At 65.6% G+C, this 21,094-nt stretch carries 20 protein-coding genes; 15 read left to right on the top strand and 5 right to left on the bottom strand.

What is annotated here, in order from left to right:
• Positions 1-21 precede the first annotated feature (21 nt).
• Positions 22-1,578, top strand: coding sequence for a dolichyl-phosphate-mannose--protein mannosyltransferase (locus EET03_RS21565; RefSeq protein WP_075544818.1), 1,557 nt, complete (start codon positions 22-24; stop codon positions 1,576-1,578).
• 215 nt (positions 1,579-1,793) lie between these two features.
• Positions 1,794-2,648: a DUF559 domain-containing protein gene (locus EET03_RS21570; RefSeq protein WP_075544817.1), complete on the top strand. Its 855-nt coding sequence runs from the start codon at positions 1,794-1,796 to the stop codon at positions 2,646-2,648.
• 44 nt (positions 2,649-2,692) lie between these two features.
• Here the strand turns inward: EET03_RS21570 and arcA are convergent, their stop codons facing one another.
• Positions 2,693-3,898 (bottom strand): arginine deiminase, encoded by a 1,206-nt coding sequence (arcA, locus tag EET03_RS21575; protein WP_075544816.1) that lies wholly within the window; start codon positions 3,896-3,898, stop codon positions 2,693-2,695.
• A 79-nt stretch (positions 3,899-3,977) separates the two neighbouring features.
• On the opposite strand from arcA, the gene EET03_RS21580 reads away from it, so the two are divergent.
• Positions 3,978-4,574 carry an alpha-ketoglutarate-dependent dioxygenase AlkB family protein gene (locus EET03_RS21580; protein WP_208649112.1) on the top strand — a complete coding sequence of 199 codons (597 nt, stop codon included), beginning with the start codon at positions 3,978-3,980 and terminating at the stop codon, positions 4,572-4,574.
• 16 nt (positions 4,575-4,590) lie between these two features.
• Here EET03_RS21580 and EET03_RS21585 read toward each other — a convergent pair whose 3' ends face one another.
• From EET03_RS21585 to EET03_RS21595, 3 genes are read right to left on the bottom strand one after another with little or no spacing between them, the layout of a single operon-like run.
• A complete protein-coding gene (locus EET03_RS21585) occupies positions 4,591-5,244 on the bottom strand; it encodes a DUF5642 family protein (protein ID WP_075544845.1) in 654 nt (217 codons plus the stop codon).
• A gap of 27 nt (positions 5,245-5,271) precedes the next feature.
• On the bottom strand, positions 5,272-5,949 hold the full coding sequence (locus EET03_RS21590; RefSeq protein ID WP_075544814.1) for a DUF5642 family protein: 678 nt from the start codon (positions 5,947-5,949) through the stop codon (positions 5,272-5,274).
• A 12-nt stretch (positions 5,950-5,961) separates the two neighbouring features.
• Positions 5,962-6,963 carry a GNAT family N-acetyltransferase gene (locus EET03_RS21595; protein WP_122508824.1) on the bottom strand — a complete coding sequence of 334 codons (1,002 nt, stop codon included), beginning with the start codon at positions 6,961-6,963 and terminating at the stop codon, positions 5,962-5,964.
• A gap of 138 nt (positions 6,964-7,101) precedes the next feature.
• Here EET03_RS21595 and EET03_RS21600 point away from each other — a divergent pair, with 138 nt between their 5' ends.
• Positions 7,102-7,848: a class I SAM-dependent methyltransferase gene (locus EET03_RS21600; RefSeq protein WP_075544812.1), complete on the top strand. Its 747-nt coding sequence runs from the start codon at positions 7,102-7,104 to the stop codon at positions 7,846-7,848.
• A 315-nt stretch (positions 7,849-8,163) separates the two neighbouring features.
• Positions 8,164-9,699 carry a phospholipase C gene (locus EET03_RS21605; protein ID WP_075544811.1) on the top strand — a complete coding sequence of 512 codons (1,536 nt, stop codon included), beginning with the start codon at positions 8,164-8,166 and terminating at the stop codon, positions 9,697-9,699.
• Between the two features lie 6 nt (positions 9,700-9,705).
• On the opposite strand, the gene EET03_RS21610 is transcribed toward EET03_RS21605, so the two are convergent.
• Positions 9,706-9,957 (bottom strand): hypothetical protein, encoded by a 252-nt coding sequence (locus EET03_RS21610; RefSeq protein ID WP_075544810.1) that lies wholly within the window; start codon positions 9,955-9,957, stop codon positions 9,706-9,708.
• A gap of 258 nt (positions 9,958-10,215) precedes the next feature.
• Between EET03_RS21610 and EET03_RS21615 the strand changes: the two genes are divergently transcribed.
• The 10 genes from EET03_RS21615 to EET03_RS21660 all read left to right on the top strand — a co-directional run bounded on the left by EET03_RS21615 (position 10,216) and on the right by EET03_RS21660 (position 21,091).
• The gene (locus tag EET03_RS21615; protein ID WP_075544809.1) at positions 10,216-10,404 is read left to right on the top strand and encodes a hypothetical protein; all 189 of its coding nucleotides are present in this window, start codon (positions 10,216-10,218) and stop codon (positions 10,402-10,404) included.
• A gap of 19 nt (positions 10,405-10,423) precedes the next feature.
• Positions 10,424-11,050: a TetR/AcrR family transcriptional regulator gene (locus EET03_RS21620; protein ID WP_075544844.1), complete on the top strand. Its 627-nt coding sequence runs from the start codon at positions 10,424-10,426 to the stop codon at positions 11,048-11,050.
• Entirely contained in the window at positions 11,047-11,871 is an 825-nt protein-coding gene (locus tag EET03_RS21625; RefSeq protein WP_075544808.1) for a hypothetical protein, read from the top strand. The genes EET03_RS21620 and EET03_RS21625 overlap by 4 nt, the downstream gene beginning before the upstream one ends.
• A 280-nt stretch (positions 11,872-12,151) precedes the next feature.
• Positions 12,152-12,583, top strand: a complete 432-nt coding sequence (locus EET03_RS21630) for a DUF5313 domain-containing protein (protein ID WP_063471182.1) — start codon at positions 12,152-12,154, stop codon at positions 12,581-12,583.
• A 550-nt stretch (positions 12,584-13,133) separates the two neighbouring features.
• On the top strand, positions 13,134-14,288 hold the full coding sequence (locus EET03_RS21635; protein ID WP_063471183.1) for a PPE family protein: 1,155 nt from the start codon (positions 13,134-13,136) through the stop codon (positions 14,286-14,288).
• A gap of 106 nt (positions 14,289-14,394) precedes the next feature.
• Entirely contained in the window at positions 14,395-15,261 is an 867-nt protein-coding gene (locus tag EET03_RS21640) for a WecB/TagA/CpsF family glycosyltransferase (protein ID WP_244232475.1), read from the top strand.
• Between the two features lie 16 nt (positions 15,262-15,277).
• Positions 15,278-16,783: a sugar transferase gene (locus EET03_RS21645; protein WP_425271547.1), complete on the top strand. Its 1,506-nt coding sequence runs from the start codon at positions 15,278-15,280 to the stop codon at positions 16,781-16,783.
• A 13-nt stretch (positions 16,784-16,796) separates the two neighbouring features.
• Positions 16,797-18,260, top strand: a complete 1,464-nt coding sequence (locus EET03_RS21650; protein ID WP_063471185.1) for a flippase — start codon at positions 16,797-16,799, stop codon at positions 18,258-18,260.
• A gap of 133 nt (positions 18,261-18,393) precedes the next feature.
• Positions 18,394-18,951: a serine O-acetyltransferase gene (locus tag EET03_RS21655; RefSeq protein WP_063471186.1), complete on the top strand. Its 558-nt coding sequence runs from the start codon at positions 18,394-18,396 to the stop codon at positions 18,949-18,951.
• A gap of 124 nt (positions 18,952-19,075) precedes the next feature.
• Complete coding sequence (locus EET03_RS21660) at positions 19,076-21,091, top strand: glycosyltransferase (RefSeq protein ID WP_075544806.1); 2,016 nt, start codon at positions 19,076-19,078, stop codon at positions 21,089-21,091.
• Positions 21,092-21,094: the final 3 nt, after the last annotated feature.

Below are 21,094 nucleotides of genomic sequence, written 5' to 3' on the forward strand. Positions count from 1 at the left end.
GGACAGCCTACGATCGAGCTGATGACCGCCCCGCCCCAACAAACTTCCGGCCTGGCCGAGGAGCGTGCGGCACCCGTCATCAGCCCCGCGCCGCTGGTACCGATCGCGGATTTCGGGCCGGTGGACCGGATGCGCGGCTGGATTGTCACCGCCGTGATCACGCTGCTCGCCGCGGTGACCCGGTTTTTGAACCTCGGCTCGCCGACCGATGCCGGCACTCCGATCTTCGACGAGAAGCACTACGCCCCCCAGGCCTGGCAGGTGTTGCACAACCACGGCGTCGAAGACAATCCCGGGTTCGGCCTGGTCGTCCATCCCCCGGTCGGCAAGCAGATGATCGCGATCGGCGAGGCCCTGTTCGGTTACAACGGGTTCGGGTGGCGGTTCAGCGGCGCGGTGCTGGGCATCATCCTGGTGGGGCTGGTGACCCGGGTCGTCCGGCGGATCGCCCGCTCGACCCTGGTCGGGGGCATCGCCGGAGTGCTGCTGACCTGTGACGGGGTCAGCTTTGTCGCCGCGCGCACCGCGCTGCTGGACGGCTTCCTGACCTTCTTCGTGGTCGCGGCTTTCGGCGCCCTCATCGTCGACCGCGATCAGGTTCGCCAACGCATGCACATCGCCATGACCGAGAACCGGGTCGCCGAGACGGTGTGGGGACCACGGCTGGGGGTGCGCTGGTGGCGGTTCGGCGCAGGGGTGCTGCTCGGATTGGCCTTCGCAACCAAGTGGTCCGGTCTGTACTTCATCGCGTTCTTCGGCGCGATGTCGTTGGCGTTCGACGTGGCGGCACGCCGGCAGTACCAGGTGCCGCGGCCGTGGTTGGGGACGCTGCGGCGCGATCTGTTGCCTACCGGCTATGCGCTGGCGGCTATCCCGTTCGCGGTCTACCTGGCCAGCTACGCCGGCTGGTTCGCCTCCGAGACCGCGATCGACCGCCACCAAGTTGGCCTGACGATCGGCCCGGACAGCGTCATCCCGCTGCCCGACGCCGTTCGCTCGCTGTGGTACTACACCGCCAAGGCATTCCACTTCCATGCGACGCTGACGAACTCGGCCGGCAACCATCACCCGTGGGAGTCCAAGCCGTGGAGTTGGCCGATGTCGTTGCGGCCGGTGCTGTATGCCATCGACCAACAGAACGTGCCGGGCTGCGGTGGCCAGTCGTGCGTCAGTGCCGAGCTGCTGGTCGGCACGCCGGCTATGTGGTGGCTGGCGGTGCCGGTCCTCTTGTATGCCGCCTGGCGGATGTTCGTCCGGCGAGACTGGCGGTATGCGGTGGTGTTGGTCGGCTACTGCGCCGGCTGGCTGCCGTGGTTCGCCGACATCGACCGGCAGATGTACTTCTTCTACGCGGCGACCATGGCGCCGTTTCTGGTGATGGCAATCGCGTTGATTCTCGGCGACATCCTCTACCAATCTGGTCAGGGCGCGGAGCGCCGTACCCTGGGGATGATCGTGGTGAGCTGCTATGTGGCTTTGGTGGTGACCAACTTCGCCTGGCTGTTCCCGATACTCACCGGGCTGCCGATCTCACAGCAGACCTGGAACATGGAGATCTGGCTGCCCAGCTGGCGGTGACGGCTTCGGATTGCGCCGAGATTGCCGTCATGGCTGTGGTTGGGGCGTCCGCACGACCCTGGCGGCAATCTCGACGACAATGTCCGCGCCCGTTGACGCCCACATTGCCGCTACGGCTGTGGTTGGGCCACCATCCGCGACCTCCCCCGCAAGCGGGAAGTGCCCCAGGCGGCAATCTCGGCGACGCTGTCGGTCGCTGAGCGCATCATCGGCGCGTGGCAAAGGTCTTTCTCGCAAGCGAAGCGATAGCGGACGGCGCACTCACCCGAGGCCAATTGCGTTGGAACTACCGGCGAATCCATCGCGGCGTCTATGTGCCGAAGGACGCGCCTCGAACGTTGCGTGACGACATCCGCGCGGCTTGGTTGTGGTCCGGGCGCCGGGGGGTGATCGCCGGCCGCGCTGCCGCCGCTCTCCACGGGGCGAGATGGGTCGATGACTTCACCCCCGTCGAGTTGTTAGGCCCGTTCAACCATCCACCGCCGGGCGTCATCGTTCGCCGGGAACGCTTCAGCGCGGACGACGTCGTCGAAGTGGCCGGCCTGCGCGTAACGAATGCGGCACGTACGGCCTTCGATCTGGGCCGGCACTTGCCGCGTGGCATGGCCGTTGCTCATCTCGACGCACTCGCCGCGGTGACCGGCCTCAAGGCGACCGATGTCACGCCATTGTTTGACCGATACCAAGGAGCCAGGGGTATCCGCGACTGCCGAAAAGCATTGTCTCTGATGGATAGCGGCGCGCAATCGCCGAAAGAAACCTGGCTGCGACTCGTGCTCGTCGACGCCGGACTGCCCAAGCCTGCCACGCAGATCCGAGTGACCGATGGCCAGCTCGTGTGCTACCTCGATATGGGCTGGGAAGAGCCGATGGTGGCCCTCGAATACGACGGCGACCAACACCGACGCGAACGCAGACAGTATGTGAAAGACATTCACCGAGCTGAGGTGCTCAATGGTCTTGGCTGGCAGGTGATCAAGGTGATCAATGAGGACAGCGCCGAACTCGTCGTCAAGCGCGTTCGTGACGCGTTGGCCCGCCGCTCGTCGAGATTGCCGCAACGGCTGTGAGCCATACACCGACCACGACCATGGCGGCAATCTCGGCGCATGGGCTAAAGCGGGTCGCGGGCGGCCGGGCAGGACATGCAACGCGGCCCGCCCCGGCCGGTACCCAGCTCCGAGCCCGCGATGGTCAGCACCTCGATACCGGCCGCCTCCAACCGGGCGTTGGTCTGCGCGTTGCGCTCGTAGGCGACGACGACACCCGGTGCCAGTGCCAAGGTGTTGTTGCCGTCGTCCCATTGTTCGCGTTCGGCGACGACGGGGTCCAGGCCGGTGTCGATGACTCGCAGCTTGTCGATGCCCATCGCGTCGGAAGCAGCCCGTACAAATGGGGCCGCATCGCTGATCGCCACGCCATTGGGCGAACGCTGGATGGTGAACGCCGAGAGGTTGTCGACGACGGCGGCATACATCACCACGGTGTCGACGTCCACCATGGTGCACACGGTGTCCAGATGCATTTGCGCACGCTTCTGAGCAATCGGCACCGCGAGCACGGTGTGCGCAAGGTCGTCGTCGAACAGGCTGCGCGCCAAGGCTTCCGCGCCGGCCGGGCTGGTACGCTCGCCGACCCCGACGGCGACCACACCGGGGGCCAGCAACAGCACGTCGCCACCCTCGACGGGAGCGGTGCGTGATTCGTAGGCCCGCCGCACCCCGGTGAACCGCGGGTGATGGGCATAGATGATGTCGGTCAACGATGCCTCACGAACCCGCGCCCGCAGCGCCAGCGACGGGATGACCACCCGCGGACCGATCCAGATCGACGAGTCGCGGGTGAACACCAGGTTCGGTAGTGGCTCGATGACGAAATCCCCGCCATGGTGCATGCGGACCACCAGCGACACGTCGGTCCGGATATCGGACGGCAGCTCGTTGAACGTCATCCCGGCGGTCAGCATATGCGCCAGCCGGACCGGGTTCAGACTACGTAAATATGCCGAAAGCTGTTGCGCCAGTGGCAATCCGAGACGGCGCGCGTCAACCGCGGCGGCGACACCCTGCATCCTGGCGGCCCCGCTGTCCAGCGCCTCGGTCAGCAGCTGCGACAGCAGCAACACCTCCACCCCCCGCGCGCGCAGCAGTTCGGCGAACTCGTCATGCTCCTCCTGCGCGCGCGACACCCAGGGCAGCCCGTCGAACAAAAGCTGGTCGCTGTTACGCGGGGTAAGCCGGCGCAGTTCGGTGCCGGGGCGGTGCAGGATGGCGACGCGTAGCGTGCCCACCTCGGAATTGGATCCCAACTCGACGCCCACAGCATCAAACCGTAGCCGCGGCCAGCCGGCAGGCGTCGCACACCCACTCCTCGAACTGGTGTGCGATAAACTTGCGGTCGTGGCGTTCGCGGTTCAGGGCTCGCTGTTCGAACACAACGAGCGAAGACAACTCGGCAACGGCGCCTTCATCGACATCCGCGTGGGCTGGCTGCACGGTGGCGACGACCTGCTGGCGGCGCTGCTGAGCACGGTGCCGTGGCGCTCCGAACGGCGCCAGATGTACGACCGGGTGGTCGACGTGCCGCGGCTGGTGAGTTTTCACGACCTGACGGTCGAGAACCCGCCGCATCCGCAACTCGCGCGGATTCGCCGGCGCCTCAACGACATCTACGGCGGTGAACTGGGTGAGCCGTTCACCACCGTCGGGCTGTGCTACTACCGGGACGGCTCCGACAGCGTCGCCTGGCACGGCGACACCATTGGCCGCAGCAGCACCGAGGACACCATGGTGGCGATCGTCAGCCTCGGCGCGACCCGGGTCTTCGCGCTGCGCCCGCGCGGCGGCGGAACCTCGTTGCGCTTCCCGCTGGCGCACGGCGACCTGCTGGTGATGGGCGGATCGTGTCAACGCACCTGGGAGCATGCGGTGCCCAAGACGTCAGCGCCGACCGGTCCGCGGGTCAGCATCCAGTTCCGGCCCCGCGACGTGCGCTAGCAGCTAGCGGCCGCTGTCAACCCCGGATCGCGACCACCGCCTTGACCAGCAGGTCGCGGGCACGCTGGACATCGACCGGCGCAACCGGCTGATTCGGAATCACCAGCGGATTGGCGATCACGTTGACCTGGTAGTAACCGAACTGCGCGGAGTAGTCGTAAAGTTCGCCGGTGCGGGTCGACCCGTCGACCAGCGCCTGCAGCACGCGATGCACGCCCAGTGTCTGGGCGCCGTCGATGTGCGGCGCGGCAACCACCTCGATGCCGCCTCGCACCTGTGCGCCGGAGAAGGCGATCCTGCCGCATTCTTTGCCCGGGTCGTTGAACGGTAGCTGTTGTGAGGTCTCCACCGCGATCACCACGAATCGGTTCCCGTCGCCCTCGGCTGTTACCGCGGCCATATTGCCCTGCACACCGGGAGGCATCTGTGGGCCCACGGCCGCTTTCGCGCAGTTCGCCGGATCGAAACTCAGGCCGTCGGGCAGCTTGCGGGCCGCGAAGAACTGTGGATCGATTGCCCTCGGCGGGACGTCGTTGACCGTGAACCCCGGTCCGAAGCCGGACTTCACGTCGATGACCTTGGCGATGTCGGCCTTCGGCGACTGGGAGGAGCCCGGCGAACAACCGACGAGCAGGCACCCCGCTGCCAGCGCCAGCACCACCTTCGACATCGTGGCCACCCTACCCAATGCGGTTGCTCAGCCCCGTAACGTCGACACCGTTTTGACCAGCAGATCGGCGGCGAACCGCGGTGGCAGCGGCGGAAGTATGGACCCGGGGTCGGTGGTCAGCGTGGTGAACGCGTAGTAGTCGCCCAGGTAGGCGACGAAAGTATAGGTGCGCGAATCGATTTCGGTGCCAGACTCCACGGATGTGCGGACGTCGGCCACCATGCCGAGGGTTTGCGCGCCGTCGATGCGCGGCGGGTCGATGAGACGGATGCCGGCGGTGGTGTGTCCGTCCGACATCGTCCACTGCCCACAGCCGGCAACCAGGTCGCTTCCCGGCACCACCGGCCCCGGCCGCACGGCCACCACGACGGCGTCCACGATGCCGCCCTCCCCCGACCCGGACACCCCCCGCGCGGACTGGTCGCGGCCGTCGCCGGGGTCGGCGAGGGTCGCGCATGGTGCGGGCTGGGCGGTCGCGTTGGCGCCGAGACCGAAAATCAGTCGCGGTGACGCCGCCGCGGGAATGTCCCTGGTCACTTCGTAACCTGGCGGCAGCTCACGGCTGATTCTTTTGATGTTGGCCGGGTTGACGGTCCCGCGATGAGCCGACGGCGAGGTAGGGGTCGGCGCGGTCACCGGCGCCGGCGATTGCGCACAGGCAGCCGCCAGCGCCGTCGCCATCACGCCAATCCACAACGGCCGCATGGTCGCCGGCCCTCAGCTCACGGCCTCGATTACCTGGCGGGCCACTCTCCTGATCTGCTCGGCCAGCTCGCGCCCGAAGCCCAGATCACGCGGGCCGGGCACGTCGATGACCGTGGTGATGACCCCGATGTCCTCGCGCTGCCAGATCGCGCCGTGGCGGTCCATGATGGTGCGCATCGGCACGTTGTCCGAAAGCATCCGCGCGGAGAACCTCTCGACGCCGCCGACGCGGGCGGCGACGGACAGCGCGCCGATCAGAAAGCTGCCGATCCCCCTGCCCTGATAGGCATCGGCGACGGTAAACGCGATTTCGGCGACCGTCGGATCATGTTCGTCACGGATGAAACGCGCGTCGGCCACGGGGTCGATGCCGTCGATCATCACCCACACGAAGTGGTCGACGTAGTCCACCTCGGACAGGTAGTGCATCATCGCCGCGTCAGGAACCCGGGCCGACATGAACCGCCGATAGATCGTCTCGCCGGAGAAGTGGATGTGCCCGTGTACGGTGCGTTCGCTGTCGCCGGGCAGCACCGGGCGCAGCAGCAGTTGGGTTCCGTCGCGAATCCGTACCGGGACGGGGGTGATGAACGCGGCCAGGCGCTGGCGGACCGTGCGCACCAGCCGCTCCATGATCCCGGGGATGTTGACCATCCGGTCCAGGGCGTCGCTGCCACCGATCCAACCGCTCAGCGGCTCGACGGTGGTGACCGTCGCTGTCCGCGGGATGTCCCGCAACAAGGCAATTTCCCCGACGATCATGCCCGGCAGCGCCTGCTCGACGATCACCGCACCGTCGTCGCCGACATGGATGACCTCGGCACTACCCGACGAGATGAGCAGAAAGGACACCGCCTGTTCACCCTGCCGCATCAGGACCTGGCCGGCCGGGGAACGCAGCGGAGCCAGGCGGGCAGCCAGTGGCAGCAGGTCATCGGCCGGACATCCCGCGAAGATGTCCATTCCGGCGAGCTCTGCTGTCCTAGCGCCGGTCAATTCGGCCATCCCGTCCAATCCGCCACGGCGCCAAGCCCGGCTCGCGGCCCGATCCGCCCCAGGCTATGGCGTCGGCTGCCGCTGCAGCAACACCGCACGGCGCAGATTAGCCTGACACCAGACAATTAAACCCCGGCCTCTTGGACCAGACCTGCGATGAACACCAGCCAGGATCCGCGCGAGTCGACCCGTGGTCTGCTCAATACGGCCGCCGTGCTGCGGCACGGCTTCCTCGACGTGTTGGGCGAATCGACGAGTTCGCCGGTTCCGACGTTTGCGCAGCGGGCGATGAACAGCCGGTTGGTCGCGACCGTGTACGAGCGGTTGTGGCGTCCGACGTCCTTCTACCTCGCCAGCGGTATCACCGCCCGGGCCGAGCAGCGGCGTGCCGCCGCGGCGTTGCGCCTTTCGACTGCTCACCGGTTGCTCGATGTAGCGTGTGGCCCGGGGAATTTCACCGCACCGCTGGCCCGCTGTCTGCCGGCCGGGGCTCTCGCGGTGGGGTTCGACATTTCCGAACCGATGCTGACTCGTGCCGTGGTGGACAACGACGGGCCGCAGACCTGTTACGTCCGCGGCGACGCCCGCGTGTTGCCGTTCGACGACGAAACATTCGATGCGGTCTGCTGTTTCGGCGCGCTGTACCTGATGCCCGAACCGTTCGACATCACCCGCGAAATGCTGCGGGTACTGCGGCCCGGCGGCCGGATCGCGATCCTCACCAGCTATTCCGGGCAAGCGGCGCCAGTCCGTAAGGCGCTGACCGCAACAGCCAATCTGATCGGGCTTGCCATGTTCGACCGACGCAGCTTCGTCGACCTGTTCTCCTCGGCCGGTCTGGTCGACATCGAGCAGCAGACACAGCGGGCGGTGCAGTTCGTCGCGGCCACCAAGCCCCGGTGAGCACCGATCCGTGGATGCTCGGGTGATTTGATCGGCGCGCAAACCTTTGACTGGGCGAATGGAAAACCCTGCGGCGCAACATCTTCGGTTAATCCAACCGGCGCCACAACCCCGAAAGCCGCGGCCAGTGTGTGCCCGGAATTCCAGGAAGGCTCGCCCGTTTCGAAAACGACGCACTGCTTTTGGCGAACAACGCCAAAAAACCGGCGCACGACACACCGGATTCGCGTCGTGGTGAATCGTCGCCGCAAATCTACCCTGAACCGCAATGTATGCGGGAAGGACACGGTGGTGAGTAAGCACCCAGTCGATGGGATGTCGCGGCGGGAGTTCATGGCTAGAATCGCCGCCGCAGGCAGCGCCGGGGCGTTGATGTCGTTGGCTGGCCCGGTGATCGAAAGGGCTTACGGGGCCGGCCCTTGCTCCGGCCATTTGACCGATATCGAGCACTTCGTGTTGATGTTGCAGGAGAACCGGTCATTCGATCACTTCTTCGGCACGCTGTCGGGCGTCAATGGATTCGACACGCCTTCGCCAGCATTCCAGCAAAAAGGCTGGAACCCGCAGACCCAGTCGATTGACCCCGCCGGCGTGACCATCCCGTACCGTTTTGACACCACCAGGGGCCCGGTCCTCAATGGCGCGTGCGTGAACGACCCCGCCCACCAATGGATCACCATCCACCAGTCCTGGAACAACGGCGCCAACGACAATTGGTTGCCAGCGCAGGCGCAACAACAAACGCTGCAGGGCAATGTCCCGGTGTCGATGGGTTATTACACCCGCCGAGACCAACCGATCCACTACATGCTGGCTGACACCTTCACCATCTGTGATGGCTATTACTGTTCGCTGCTGGGCGGAACTTCGCCCAACCGGCTGTACTGGATAAGCGCCTGGATCGACCCCGACGGCGTTGCGGGCGGTCCGCTGCTGGTAGACCCCACTATCCAACCGCAAGCCCAATTCAGTTGGCGCACCATGCCGGACAACCTCAGCGATGCCGGCATCAGTTGGAAGGTGTACCAAAACAAGCTTCTGGGAGCGCTCAACAACACGGTCATCGGTTACAACGGCATGCTCGTTGACTTCAAGCAGGCTCAGGATCCGCGTTCCAACATTGCCCGCAACGGCATCGCCCCGACTTATCCCTTGGACTTCGTCGCCGACGTCGCAGCCAACAGGCTGCCCCAGGTTTCGTGGGTGCTGCCCGGGTTTCAGGTGTCCGAGCATCCCGGACTACCGATAACACCGGCCGTCGGCGGCACCGCGATCGTGAATATCCTCCGCATCTTGCTGTCCAATCCCCAGGTGTGGGAAAAGACCGCGTTGATCGTCAGCTTCGACGAGAACGGGGGCTTCTTTGACCACGTGACACCGCCCACTGCGCCACCGGGAACTCCCGGCGAGTACGTCACGGTGCCCGATATCGACGCGGTCACGGGTTCGGGCGGCATCCGCGGGCCGATCGGTCTGGGTTATCGCGTGCCCTGCTTCGTCATCTCTCCCTACAGCCGTGGCCCGCTGATGGTGCATGACACCTTCGACCACACCTCGCAGCTGCGGTTGCTCGAGAAGCGGTTCGGTGTGCCGGTCCCCAACCTGAGTGCCTGGCGACGAAGCGTGACCGGCGATATGACGTCGACGTTCAACTTCGCCGTCCCGCCCAACCCAGCGCCACCGAACTTGGACCACCCCGCATTGCAGGCCATTCCGCCGCAGGTGCAATGCGTTCCAGACACCGTCGCAACTTTCGCGAAGGTCACTCCTCCGTATCGGGTGCCCTTCCCTCAGGTAATGCCCACGCAGGAGACGACACCCGCCCGCGGAATTCCTAGCGGTCCGTGCTGAAGCGAGCTACGAGGCGGGCTCGCAGACACCGAGGAGCCGGACCACCGGCGTACCCGCTTCGTACTCCACGATCCACGGATCGCCGCCGTCAACTGGCTCCGAGGCGAGCCTGATCATCACCGGTTGGCCGCTGCGCCGCGACATTTGCGTGCAGTCGACCTGGAACAGGTGATAGTCGCCGTCGTGCTCAACGGCCAACGAAAAGCCCGGTTCCACCGATTCGACGGGCACTTTCTGCAGGTAGTACTTGGTGCTCATGCCCCGACTTTAGGGCCGCGGCAGTAGGCGGCACCGCTCGCGAAACGCGGTCTTAGCAAATGTTCAGTCGAAATTTGGAACTTCATCAGACTTGGCCGCCGGATCGCCTCCGCCGCAACGCATTACCGTTATCGAAGGCCCCGCGACAACCTGGCTGGCGTCACTGTGCGGCCTCACCGGACTCCGCCGCCCTTCGACTTCGAACACCCGGTGGGCAGTAGCCTTCACGCTCATGATCGACCCCTGCAGCGTGCCACGGTGAGCGTCGCCGGATTCGTGCTCGGCCTGGTTGGCACCGTGCTCTCGGTGGCCTTGCTGACCTGGCAGGTTTTTCGGCTGCGAACGGGTCGTCATGGCGTCCCGGCCTGCCCAAGCGTTGACCTTGACGGTGACGGCGGTGACGACTCCGCACATTCGCTGACGACCGTCATTGACGGGTGCCAGTGAATGGACGTACGGTGTGCCGGTGCGGTCACCACAGGACAGCACCGCGGCGGAATCACCGGCCGGCATCCGAGAGGCTCGACGGCTCGAAACACGGGCACGTCTGTTCGACGCCGCGTTGGCGGAGATCGGGCGCAACGGAATAGCCGGCGCCGACGTCAGCTCCATCGCCGCGACGGCAGGGGTGGTAAGGGGGACGTTCTACTTCCACTTCCCCACCAAGGAACAAGTGCTGGTCGAGTTGGAGCGAAACGAGGAGACCCGGATCGTCGCCGAACTCGTCGGCGCCCGGGCCGAGGCCGGCGATCTGATATCGGTGCTTTCCCTGTTGGTGCACCACGTGCAGGAGGCTGAACGTCGGCTGGGGACAGTGGTTTTCCGGGACATGCTGGGTTTGCACTTCTCATCGACGCGCCCGGGCGAGGACGAGTTGAGCCGGCACCCGCTTGCGGAGTTCTTGATCGCCGCGATCAGCCGGGCGCAGGACGCGGGGCAGGTCACGCCGGATGCGGACGCGCGCGACCTCGCGGTGTTCTTCTTGACCGGGCTCTACGCCCTCCTTGCCACCGGTGTACACCATTCTCCGACAGCGGATGCCGCGTTGAGCCGGTACGTAACCACGATTGTCAAAGGGATGGAGACACGATGAAGACAACCGGTATCGATGGCTACAGGGACTTCCTGGCGCGGCGCGACGGCGAAGCGGACCTGCTCAACCGGCGCCTGACCAATCGGGAAGAGTTCATCAAAGACCTCGAGGCACACCCGGTGCGGTCGGCCCGTCCGGCGGACCGATCGACGTTTCTTCGTAACCTGCGCCGGCGGCGACCCGAACCGGGGCTGGACCCAAAAATGCTGTTCCTGCTGGCCACGGCGAAGCTCAATCAGGCAGAACGCTTCGGCGTGGGACTTGGCGAAACCTACGGGCGCAACAGCGCTGAGGATGTGGCGCCCGAGCGGGTATATGTGGAACTCGAAGAGCACTACCACACCCGGTTGCTGGCATACGCGTTGGACATTTTCGATCTGCCATTCCAGGTGGCCGCTCCGCCGTTTCTTATGCGACAGCTCGTCAAGGCAGGCGTGTTCCTGCCGGAAAGGTTGGGCTTCGTATTCGTCGGGGCCGCGGAGATGGCCGGCTGCATCGTGTTCGACGAACTGCGCCGCGTCGGCATCGAACTGTTCGCCGACGAACCCGACGTCGCCGGGCGAATCGAACTGCTCTACAGCGAAATCCTGACCGACGAGATAGGCCATGTCGGCTATTGCGCGTCACGCTGCACACCCGCCGAGCGCGCGGTCATGCGGCGGATCTACCCACTCATCGGTCGGCTGTTTGCCGAGCAAACCGCCGAAGTCCGGCTCCTTGTCGACCCGCAGAAGCTCCGCGCCCGGCTGCGCCGGCCGTTCGACGTCGAGGAACTGACCGCTGGTCTGAGCAACGAAACGTATCTCGCCGCACATCCGTGACCGGTCGCCCGCACGGTCCGCGAATGGCCGCGAAACGCCCGCGGGATGAAAGTGTTTTGCAGTTAAGGGATTCCAACAGCGACGGGTAGCGGCGGCCCCAGGCCCGGGTGCGTCCGGCCGATGCGGTCGCCCCAGTTGAGCCGCTGCTCGCGATTGCCCCGCCTGCTTCTGGAGCGGATCATCGTTGGCAAGCACCGTCCCCGGCGGTGCGACGGCCAGACCGAACGCTTGCGGGTATGCACGGGTATACACGGGAACGACCGAACCACGGGGAGCGGCGATGACTTCTCCGGCGGCTGGGCGACCCAATTTCCTGCAATACCTCGCGTATTCGTACGGCCTTCGACGCCTGCCCGACTCGATGCGAAGTTGGGTCGCACGGGATCTGGCCGGCAAGGGAGCGGTCCGCCGGTTCATGCTCCTGACGGCGATACCGCCGCTGCTGGTACTGGCACCGTTCTGGCTACTGCCCGCCTCGCTGTACGTGCATCTAGAGATGACGCTACCGATCTACATTTGGGCGTTGCTGATCTCGCTCGCGCTGAACAAGGTGTGGCGGCGGCACCGCCTGGCCCAGCATGGGTTGGACCCGAACCTGGTTGATGCGATCAAGCGGAAGAAAGACGCGAAGATGCACGAGGAGTACATCCGGCGTTACGGCCCGCGCCCCGAAGAGGCGAAGCGGTACTCGAACAGCAATCCGTTTTTCTGAGCACGCCGCTCGATGCGGGGGACCTGCCGCGAGATTGGAGCCCGTCGCACCCGTAGTGCCATCGCACCCGGACCCGGCCAAGACTTCATGAGGGTCATCAGGGTGCAGTCGCGGTGCTTGGGTGGGCGGTGTGGTCACCGCGATCGGCCCAGTAGGCGCTACTGAACGCCGAGCCGGGAAAGCGGGCTGCCCCGTGGCTCAGCGGACGAAAACGACCCGTGGCTCAGCGGACGAAAACGATACGGATTGGATGTTAGAACCGCTATCATACGACTGTCAGTTTACTGGCCTGCTGAAATCTTTACGCCAATGAGGGTAGGTAACGAGTCCGGATACTGACGGTCCGAGCGAGCACTGCAGCTCGGCTCCGTATCCGTCAGCCTGCACGCGTCAGGGGAGAAGTGAACGTCATTCGCCACCGGGGCTCCGCTATGACGGGCGGAAAGCTGGCTTCAGGAGCTCCTGCAGCTGAAATGCCGCCCGCCGACTCCGCCGCGAGGGGGTTGCGCTTCGCCGCATCTCAGGAGCCTAGCTACGGCCAGGGTTTGACGTGATGGATTTCGGTGCCTTACCGCCGGAGATCAACTCCGCACGGATGTATGCCGGCCCCGGCCCGGGATCGCTGGCGGCGGCCGCGGCGATGTGGGACAGCTTGGCCGCCGAATTGCACTCGACCGCAGGTTATTACCGGTCGGTGATCGCGGGACTGACCAGCGGACGCTGGCTGGGCCCCGCATCACTGTCCATGGCGTCGGCACTCGGGCCCTATGTGGCGTGGACGGCCGGGGTCGCCGCGCGGGCGGCGGAAACGGCCAGTCAGGCCGTGCTTGCCGTCGAGGGCTATGAGGCTGCGTTCATGATGACGGTGCCGCCGCCGGTGGTCGCAGCCAACCGGGCTCTGCTGGCGGCACTGGTCGCCACCAACTTCTTCGGTCAGAATTCGACCGCGATCGCGGCCACCGAAGCCGAATACGGCATGATGTGGGCGCAAGACGCCGCGGCGATGTATGAATATGCCGCAAATTCGGCGACCGCTTGTGAACTGACCCTGTTGATCTCGCCCCCGGAGGTCATCAATCCGGTTGGTCTGGCCGGACAGAGCACCGCCGTCGCCCAGGCCGCAGCTGCCTCGGGAACAGAGCAACTATCGCTGGCCGGCCTCGTGTCCTCGGTTCCGGCCATGCTGGACGGGCTGGCATCACCCCTCTCCGGCCTTCTAGGCTCCTTGTCGTCGCTGATGCCCACCCTTGCAACCGTCCCGGTCTACGCACTTCCCAGCTATTTCATCGCCGCGGCGACCCCGCTGTATTCGATGTCGTCCATCCTCGGAATCGCCCAAACCGCACAGGGTTTGGCGAGTGGGGCAGCTGCTGCTGCGAAAGCGGCGGTAGAAGGGGCAGCGGGTGCGGCCAGCTCGGGGGAAAGTCTGATCGCGTCCGTGGGTCCCGGCGTGGTGGGCAGCATGGGCAATGCGGCCTCGCTGGGCCCGTTGTCGGTGCCGGCGAGCTGGACCAGCGTGATCCCGACCGCGAACATGGGCGCCGCCGCCGCGTTGCCGAACGGCCTTGATGCTGCCAACGCGGCGCCAAGCCTATTGGGCGCGGCGCCGCGGACCGGTTTGACCGGTCCGGGCAGATCTGTCGGACCCCGATACGGGATTGTCCCCACGGTGATGACCCGCCCGCCGGCTGCCGGATACACGTAGGCCTTGACATGGCCGGTCAATGGCTAGGTTCTCCGAATCGCTCTGCGTGGCGGCATCCGGTACTCCGCCAAGGCATCGAGCAGGACATCGAGCAGGGCGTCGGCTCATGATCGTGGACACGCTGCCGGGAACCGGTGTGCGCATGATCATCGGCGGCACCATAGTCGAGCGCCGGGAGTTCGGCGACGTGCTGTCGATCATTGCGTCGCGACTGCAATCCTCACCCACAGCGAGTCTGGCCGTGGGCTCGGTGAATCTCGACCACCTGTACCACTTCCGCAGGGTCATGCCGGCGCCCACCGGTCCGCTGGACTGGCTGTTACTGGCCGACGGCATGCCGATCGCCTGGCGGGGCCAACTGCTCACCGGCAAGCCGTGGCCCCGGGTCGCCGGGGCCGACCTGCTTCCCAGCGTGTTGGCGCTGGCCGAAAAGACCGGACAGCGGGTCGGCTTTTTTGGCGGCAGCGCCGAAACCCACCGCCTGCTTGCCCGCTTCTTGCGGAAACGTCGTCCAGCGCTTGCCATTTCGGGGATGTGGGCACCGGACGCAGATGACATCGAATCGCTTTCTGAGCGGGTGGCGGCGGCCATCCGCGCCGCGCGCACCGACATCCTGATAGTCAGCCTCGGCAAGCCGCGTCAAGAACAGTGGGTTGACCGGTACGGCTGCGCGACGGGTGCCCGGGTTTTGCTGCCCTGTGGCGGTGCCATCGACTTCCTGGCCGGCAAGACCAAACGGGCTCCGGGTTGGATGCAGAAATTCGGGCTGGAATGGTTGCACCGGTTGATCAGCGAGCCGCGGCGGTTGGCCCGCCGTTATTTGCTGCAGGGCCCTGTCGCCGTGCTCCGTACCGCGCGCGCGCAGCTGATCTGCTATCCCAGCGCGTACTGCGTGGGCTCGCCGCCACGTGATCACCCCGGTATCACCGGCGCCGTCCGCGATGCGGCGCAGCCCGAACCAGCAACCGTGTAAGGGAAAGCGAGCCAGCGTGATCCCGTTACTTCACCGCCGAACCGACAATTCGCCGGTAGGTCTGGCTCCGGTGCGCACGCCCGATCGCAATACAGTCGGGCGCTGGCAGCAGCGGTATTCACAGCGGCTGCTGATCACCGACTCGGTGATCGTCTTCGGCTCGGTCATGCTCGCCCAATACGTCCGCTTCGGCGATTCGCCGAACAAGTCGGGTTACCCGGGCCCGGTGATGACGCTGTTCTCCTTTCTCTTCGCAGCGCTGTGGCTTTCTTCTCTGGCGATATTCCACACGAGATCACCGCACGTTATCGGCGTGGGAATCGACGAGTACCGGCGAATCAGCAGCGCGTCATTTTGGACATTCGGGATCATCGCGATGGTGACGCTTCTCGCCAAGATTGACTTGGCCCGGGGCTATCTGGCGGTGGCGCTTCCCGTCGGCACCCTGGGGTTGCTGACGAGCCGCAACAGCTGGCGCAGGTATATCCGCCGGAAGCGAGCCCACGGCGAATACCAGACGATGTCGCTGGCTATCGGAGACCGCCAAGGACTTTCACGCCTGGCACATGAACTGGACCGTAACCCACTCGACGGCTACGTCGTCGTCGGTGTCTGCATTCCCGGGTATGGCCCGCCGCGCGGCGAAACCCTGACGGTCGAAGGCCGCAAAGTCCCGATTCTCGGAGACGAATCCTATGCGGTGGCAGCGCTTGACGGTTGCGGTGCGGACACGGTGGTGGTGACTCAGACCGAGCATCTCGGCGAGCACGCGATCAGAAACTTGATGTGGCAGCTGGAGACGATGGACGTGGACCTGGTGTTGTCGCCGGGGGTGATGGACATCGCGGAAGCGCGATTGACCGTGCGGCCGGTCGCCGGATTCCCGCTGCTGCATGTCGAAAAGCCGCTATACACCGGAGCCCAGCGCTTTCAAAAGCCGGCATTCGACTTCTGTTTCGCGCTGGCGGCGCTGATCCTGGTATCGCCACTTCTCATTGCATCTGCTATCGCGATCAAGCTGACCAGCAAAGGACCGGTCTTCTACCGTTCCGAACGTATAGGTATCAATGGCGAGCCCTTCATGATGCTTAAACTCCGAACAATGGAGGTGGACGCCGACACACAAATCGGCCGCCTGTTATCGATGAATCAGGGCGCCGGTGGAATATTGTTCAAGATGCGTCAAGATCCCCGGGTCACGCCTGTCGGCAGATTACTCCGCAGATTCAGCATCGACGAGCTCCCCCAATTCGTCAATGTCATCAAGCAGGACATGAGCGTGGTCGGGCCGCGGCCTCCGTTGAGCCGAGAAGTCGACAACTACAACGGTGATGTGAAGCGGCGGCTCCTGGTGAAGCCGGGCGTTACCGGAATATGGCAGGTAAGCGGCCGCTCAGAACTTACCTGGGAAGAGTCGGTCCGGCTGGATCTGTCGTACGTCGACAATTGGTCGATGGCGGGTGATCTCATGATCATCGCCAAGACGGTGAAAGCCGTCTTGGCGGGTCACGGAGCATACTAGGTGGCCGTGAGCCATGACTGAGCCGACGGCACCCGGTGCGGTCGCTCCATCGGTGCCGGTCGCGCGGTTGGCTCACGCGTTCTCGATCCAGCTGATCTGCCGGATGCTGGGGATGCTGGCCTCGGTGGTCTCGGTGGCAATGACCGCTCGTTACCTGGGTCCCGACCGCTACGGCCAGCTCACCATCGCGGTCGCATTCATCGGAATGTGGGCAAGCCTGGTCGATCTTGGTGTCGGGCGGGTGATCGTGCGTCGCGTGACCTCGGGCCGCGACGATCTGGAGCGCCTGGTCCGGATCTACAACGGGCTGTCCCTGCTGTATTGCGTTCCGCTCGCGGCGTTGGCGGCGGGAACGGGATTGCTGCTGTACCGCGACCACCAAGTGCGGGTGATGCTCGTGGTGTTGTCGACGCAACTGCTCATCGTGACGATGACGACACGGCTCGAGCCGGTGTTTCAGACCACTGTGCGGTTCTTCGCGGTGGCGGTCTCCGACGTCGTCGGGCGGTTGGCCACGCTGGCCGTGATCGCGTTTCTGGTAGCGGGACGAGCCGACGTCATCTGGTTCGCGGTAGTACAGCTCATTCCCACGACCCTGCAGGTGCTGATCCAGAGCAGCGCTGCCGCGCGGCATGTTTCGTTGCGTCCCAGCTTCGCGCTGCGCGAGGCCGCGGATCTGTTGCGGGAGAGCCTCTTTCCGATGGGCGTGACAATGATCACCGTCCTGTACTGGCGCGCCGACGGCGTGATCTTGTCCTTGGTGAACACCCATTCCGAGGTAGGCGTCTACGGCCTGGCGTCCTCGATCGCGCTCAACACCCTGGTGGTGTCGGTGTTCTTCCTCAAGTCCACACTCTCGACGGCCACCGGGCTGTTTTCGCGCGATGTCGCGGCATTTGCCGGCTTCATCCGCCGCAGTGTCGAACTGATGTATTTCCTGGCGGTCCCGGTCGCCGTTGTCGGTGCGTTACTCGCCGGACCGCTGATCAGGTTGTTCGGCAACCAGGCATTCGTTGGCCGCGGCACGCCGACGCTGGCGTTGCTCTTCGTCGCGGTGGCGTTGCGGTTCGTCACCACCACCCTGGGCGAGGGTCTGTTCGCCAGCCACCGCCAGCGGTTCTGGTTCTGGCTGTCGGTCGCCACCCTCGCGTTCAACGTCGTGCTCAACCTCGCCCTGGGCGGGCGGCTGGGCGCGGTGGGCGCCGGCATCGCGCTGGTGTGCACGGAGCTGGCCAACATGATGATTGCCGGCTGGTGCCTACACCGTCAGTGCGGTTACCGCACGCCGGTGACGTTCTTGCTGCGGTTGCTGCTACCGACCGCGGCGAGTGTCGCGGTGACACTGCTGCTTTCGGGTCAGCACGTGGCTCTCGTACTGGGTGCTGCCGCTGCCGCATACCTGGCAACCAGCGCAGCGTTCGGCCCGGTCACCTGGCAGACCCTGAGCTCGTTACGCCGCAATCAGCCGGTGGCATGACCGTGAGAACGGACCGCGCGTGCCCCGGGCGTCCGGCCGGTGATACGGACGCGCTATCACCGGGACGCCTGGGCCCGGCAGTACCACAAGTAAAGCCCGGTCACCTGATTGATCCGTGTAGTACGGTGTGCCCGTGATCAGGACTCGCGAGGACCTGCGGGCATACCTGGCAGCGGACCTGAAAGCACACGGCCTGCAGCGTTGGCGACTCCGCCACCGAATTCTGAAGCGCCCGGCCCATTTTCAGCGCCTGCTGCGCAAATCCGAGTATTGGACAAATACTGCCCGGACGCCGGCAGCACACGTCGTCGCCGCATATCTGCGGCTGCGAACCAAGTTCTTGGGTGAACGGCTCGGATTCGACATCCCGCGCAACGTCTTTGGTCCGGGTCTGTCGATCGCCCACGCCGGCCTGATAGTCGTGCACTACAAAGCTCGGGTCGGCGCGAATTGCCGGATTCATCACGGGGTGACGATAGGAGAAGGGCGTCCGGGCCACTTCCCGACCATCGGCGACGACGTGTTCATCTCGCCGATGGCGATGGTGCTGGGCGCCGACGTCGGCAACCGCGTCGCCATCCGACCGGGCGCGGTGGTCACCAAATCGGTGCCGAACGACGTCGACGTCGCGGGCTATCCGGCCCGGATCGTCAACGACCGCCACCCGGGCACGGCACTCACCGAGGACTGACGGTGCCGGTATCAAGAGCGAATGTCGTTGCCGCGCTGCTGCTCTGGTGTCGCTGCGGTTATCCTTCCGGCGGTTGCGGCGACGACGGCCTCCGCGGTCCCGCGGGCCTGGTACGGGAAGCGGCATGACCCGCGAACTGGACCGGGCATATCTGCAACGCCCAGTCGGCGACCCGCCCACGCTGCCGTCGGACCGGTCACTTGCGGTGCTGATCGTGTCCTGCAAGAGTCACGACGGCCTCGAGAGGTGCCTTCACAGTGTCGCCGAGCATTTGCCTGAGCTGCCCGTCTATGTCTATGACAGCCGCGGCGGGGGATGCCCCGGTCGCGAGGAACTGGCCGCCGGCCACCCGGCGGTCCACTGGGTGTCGGGACCGGCGAACCGTGGCTTCGCCGCGGCCGTCAATGCGCTGGTGACGCACACACCGAGCGACACCGATCTGCTGTTGCTCAACGCTGATGCCCGGGTGCGGGGACCGTTGACCCGCACCAGAGAATTGCTTCGCCGGCCTCGGGTGGCGGCAGTGTCGCCGCTGGTGTGTGACGACACCGCACCCGGTCGGCCACCGTGGGATATCGCGACTCGCGGCCAGACCCTGATCCGGGCGCTGGTTGCCGCTGCCGGCTACTCCGACACGCTGCGCAGCACGCCGATCTCGCCCCGCTACGCCCGCCAGCCACCCGAATCCCATAGCATCGAAGGCTGTTTGGGAGCTACCTGTCTGGCGATCAGCCGCGCGGCATGGAATGCCATCGGCGGTTTCGACGAGGAGTTCTTTTGCTACGGCGAGGCAGCCGACTGGCAAAACCGGGCCCGCGCGGCGGGTTGGCGCATTCTGCTGGCCGACGAAGTGGGCGCCGACCGGGGTAATCCGGTAACCGGCACGGGTGCGCACGTTACCGGCTCGACTCACCAGGGTGCCGTCGCGGCTGCCGAACACGACCGCAACCAAGACTTGGCGCGCACCAATGCCGCGCTGCTTCTCGAACATCAACACAGCGTTCACCACGCGGACGTCTACCTGGCCGCCACCAAGCTGGCGGAGCGACTGCAGCGATCGAAGCGCGCCGCCGGCAGCAGCGCTGCGGCCGGCCGCGGAACGGGCCGGCCGGCGATCGTGATCGTCACCAACCGCCTGGTGTACGGCGGTGCCGAGCGTCAAAAGGCGCTGTTGGCAACGGAGTTGGACCGCCGCGGCTATCCGGTCACCATTGTCTGCGTGCAGCGGTTCGGCCCGCTGATCAACGAGATTCCGCACAGCGTGCGGGTGGTCCGCCAGCCCTGGTGGGCGCCGATCGTCGACGTTCCGGCGGGTCCGGCGGTGCTCATCAGCGGCGACACCAACACCGAGACCGGATTTGCCACCCTGTGGCGCGCAGCTGCCAAGAGCCGGCGCTGGTTGGTCGCCGCGCACATTCCGCCGGAAGACGACGGGCCCATCTACTCCCGGCCCCTGACCGCGGCGATGTGCCGTGCCGACGGGTTTATTGTGCTGGCGCAACGTCATTGGGAGATGCTGACCGCGCACCATCGGCTTGGGGTACGGCGATTCGTCGCACCCAACGGCGTCGCCGCGGCCGGTGACCCGGCCCCCACGATCCGGGGCGCCGGTGAGCCGCCGCACCTGATGATGCTCTCGCGGATCGTCGAGCACAAGAACCCGCACCTATTGATCGAGGCGCTCGGCGGCCTCACCGATATGCGATGGAGGCTTTCGGTTTTCGGTGACGGTCCCGACCAGCAGCGTTTGCAGGCGCGCACTCCTGCCGAGTTGGGCGATCGGGTTCAGTGGCGCGGCTGGTCGGCGGGCCCCGGTCCGGCACTGGCCGACGCCGATCTGCTTTGTGTCCCAAGTCGTTCCGAGGCCTTCCCGCTGGTGATTCTCGAGGCGATGGCCCGGGCGGTGCCGGTTGCGGCGTCGGCGGTTTGCGCGGTGCCGGAAATGCTGGACTTCGGGAGGGCGGGGTTCGTCGTCGAACCGGTGTCGGTGTCGGGATGGCGAGAACAGCTGGCCAAGATCCTGGCAGATCCCGCCGCGCTGCCATCGGTGGGACGGCGCGGCTTCGAACGGATGCAACAGCACTACACGGTTGCCGCAATGGCCGATGCCTACCTCGATGCGATCGACGCAGTGCTTTGAATT

The organism is Mycobacterium innocens (assembly GCF_900566055.1).
Lineage (GTDB): Bacteria > Actinomycetota > Actinomycetes > Mycobacteriales > Mycobacteriaceae > Mycobacterium > Mycobacterium innocens.

Coding starts and splice junctions, on each gene's coding strand:
- EET03_RS21610 (WP_075544810.1), bottom strand. CDS start 9,957: ATGAGCACCAAGTACTACCTGCAGAAAGTGCCCGTCGAATCGGTGGAA.
- EET03_RS21650 (WP_063471185.1), top strand. CDS start 16,797: ATGACTGAGCCGACGGCACCCGGTGCGGTCGCTCCATCGGTGCCGGTC.
- EET03_RS21600 (WP_075544812.1), top strand. CDS start 7,102: ATGAACACCAGCCAGGATCCGCGCGAGTCGACCCGTGGTCTGCTCAAT.
- EET03_RS21565 (WP_075544818.1), top strand. CDS start 22: ATGACCGCCCCGCCCCAACAAACTTCCGGCCTGGCCGAGGAGCGTGCG.
- EET03_RS21630 (WP_063471182.1), top strand. CDS start 12,152: ATGACTTCTCCGGCGGCTGGGCGACCCAATTTCCTGCAATACCTCGCG.
- EET03_RS21660 (WP_075544806.1), top strand. CDS start 19,076: ATGACCCGCGAACTGGACCGGGCATATCTGCAACGCCCAGTCGGCGAC.
- EET03_RS21625 (WP_075544808.1), top strand. CDS start 11,047: ATGAAGACAACCGGTATCGATGGCTACAGGGACTTCCTGGCGCGGCGC.
- EET03_RS21585 (WP_075544845.1), bottom strand. CDS start 5,244: ATGTCGAAGGTGGTGCTGGCGCTGGCAGCGGGGTGCCTGCTCGTCGGT.
- EET03_RS21590 (WP_075544814.1), bottom strand. CDS start 5,949: ATGCGGCCGTTGTGGATTGGCGTGATGGCGACGGCGCTGGCGGCTGCC.
- EET03_RS21640 (WP_244232475.1), top strand. CDS start 14,395: ATGATCGTGGACACGCTGCCGGGAACCGGTGTGCGCATGATCATCGGC.
- EET03_RS21605 (WP_075544811.1), top strand. CDS start 8,164: ATGTCGCGGCGGGAGTTCATGGCTAGAATCGCCGCCGCAGGCAGCGCC.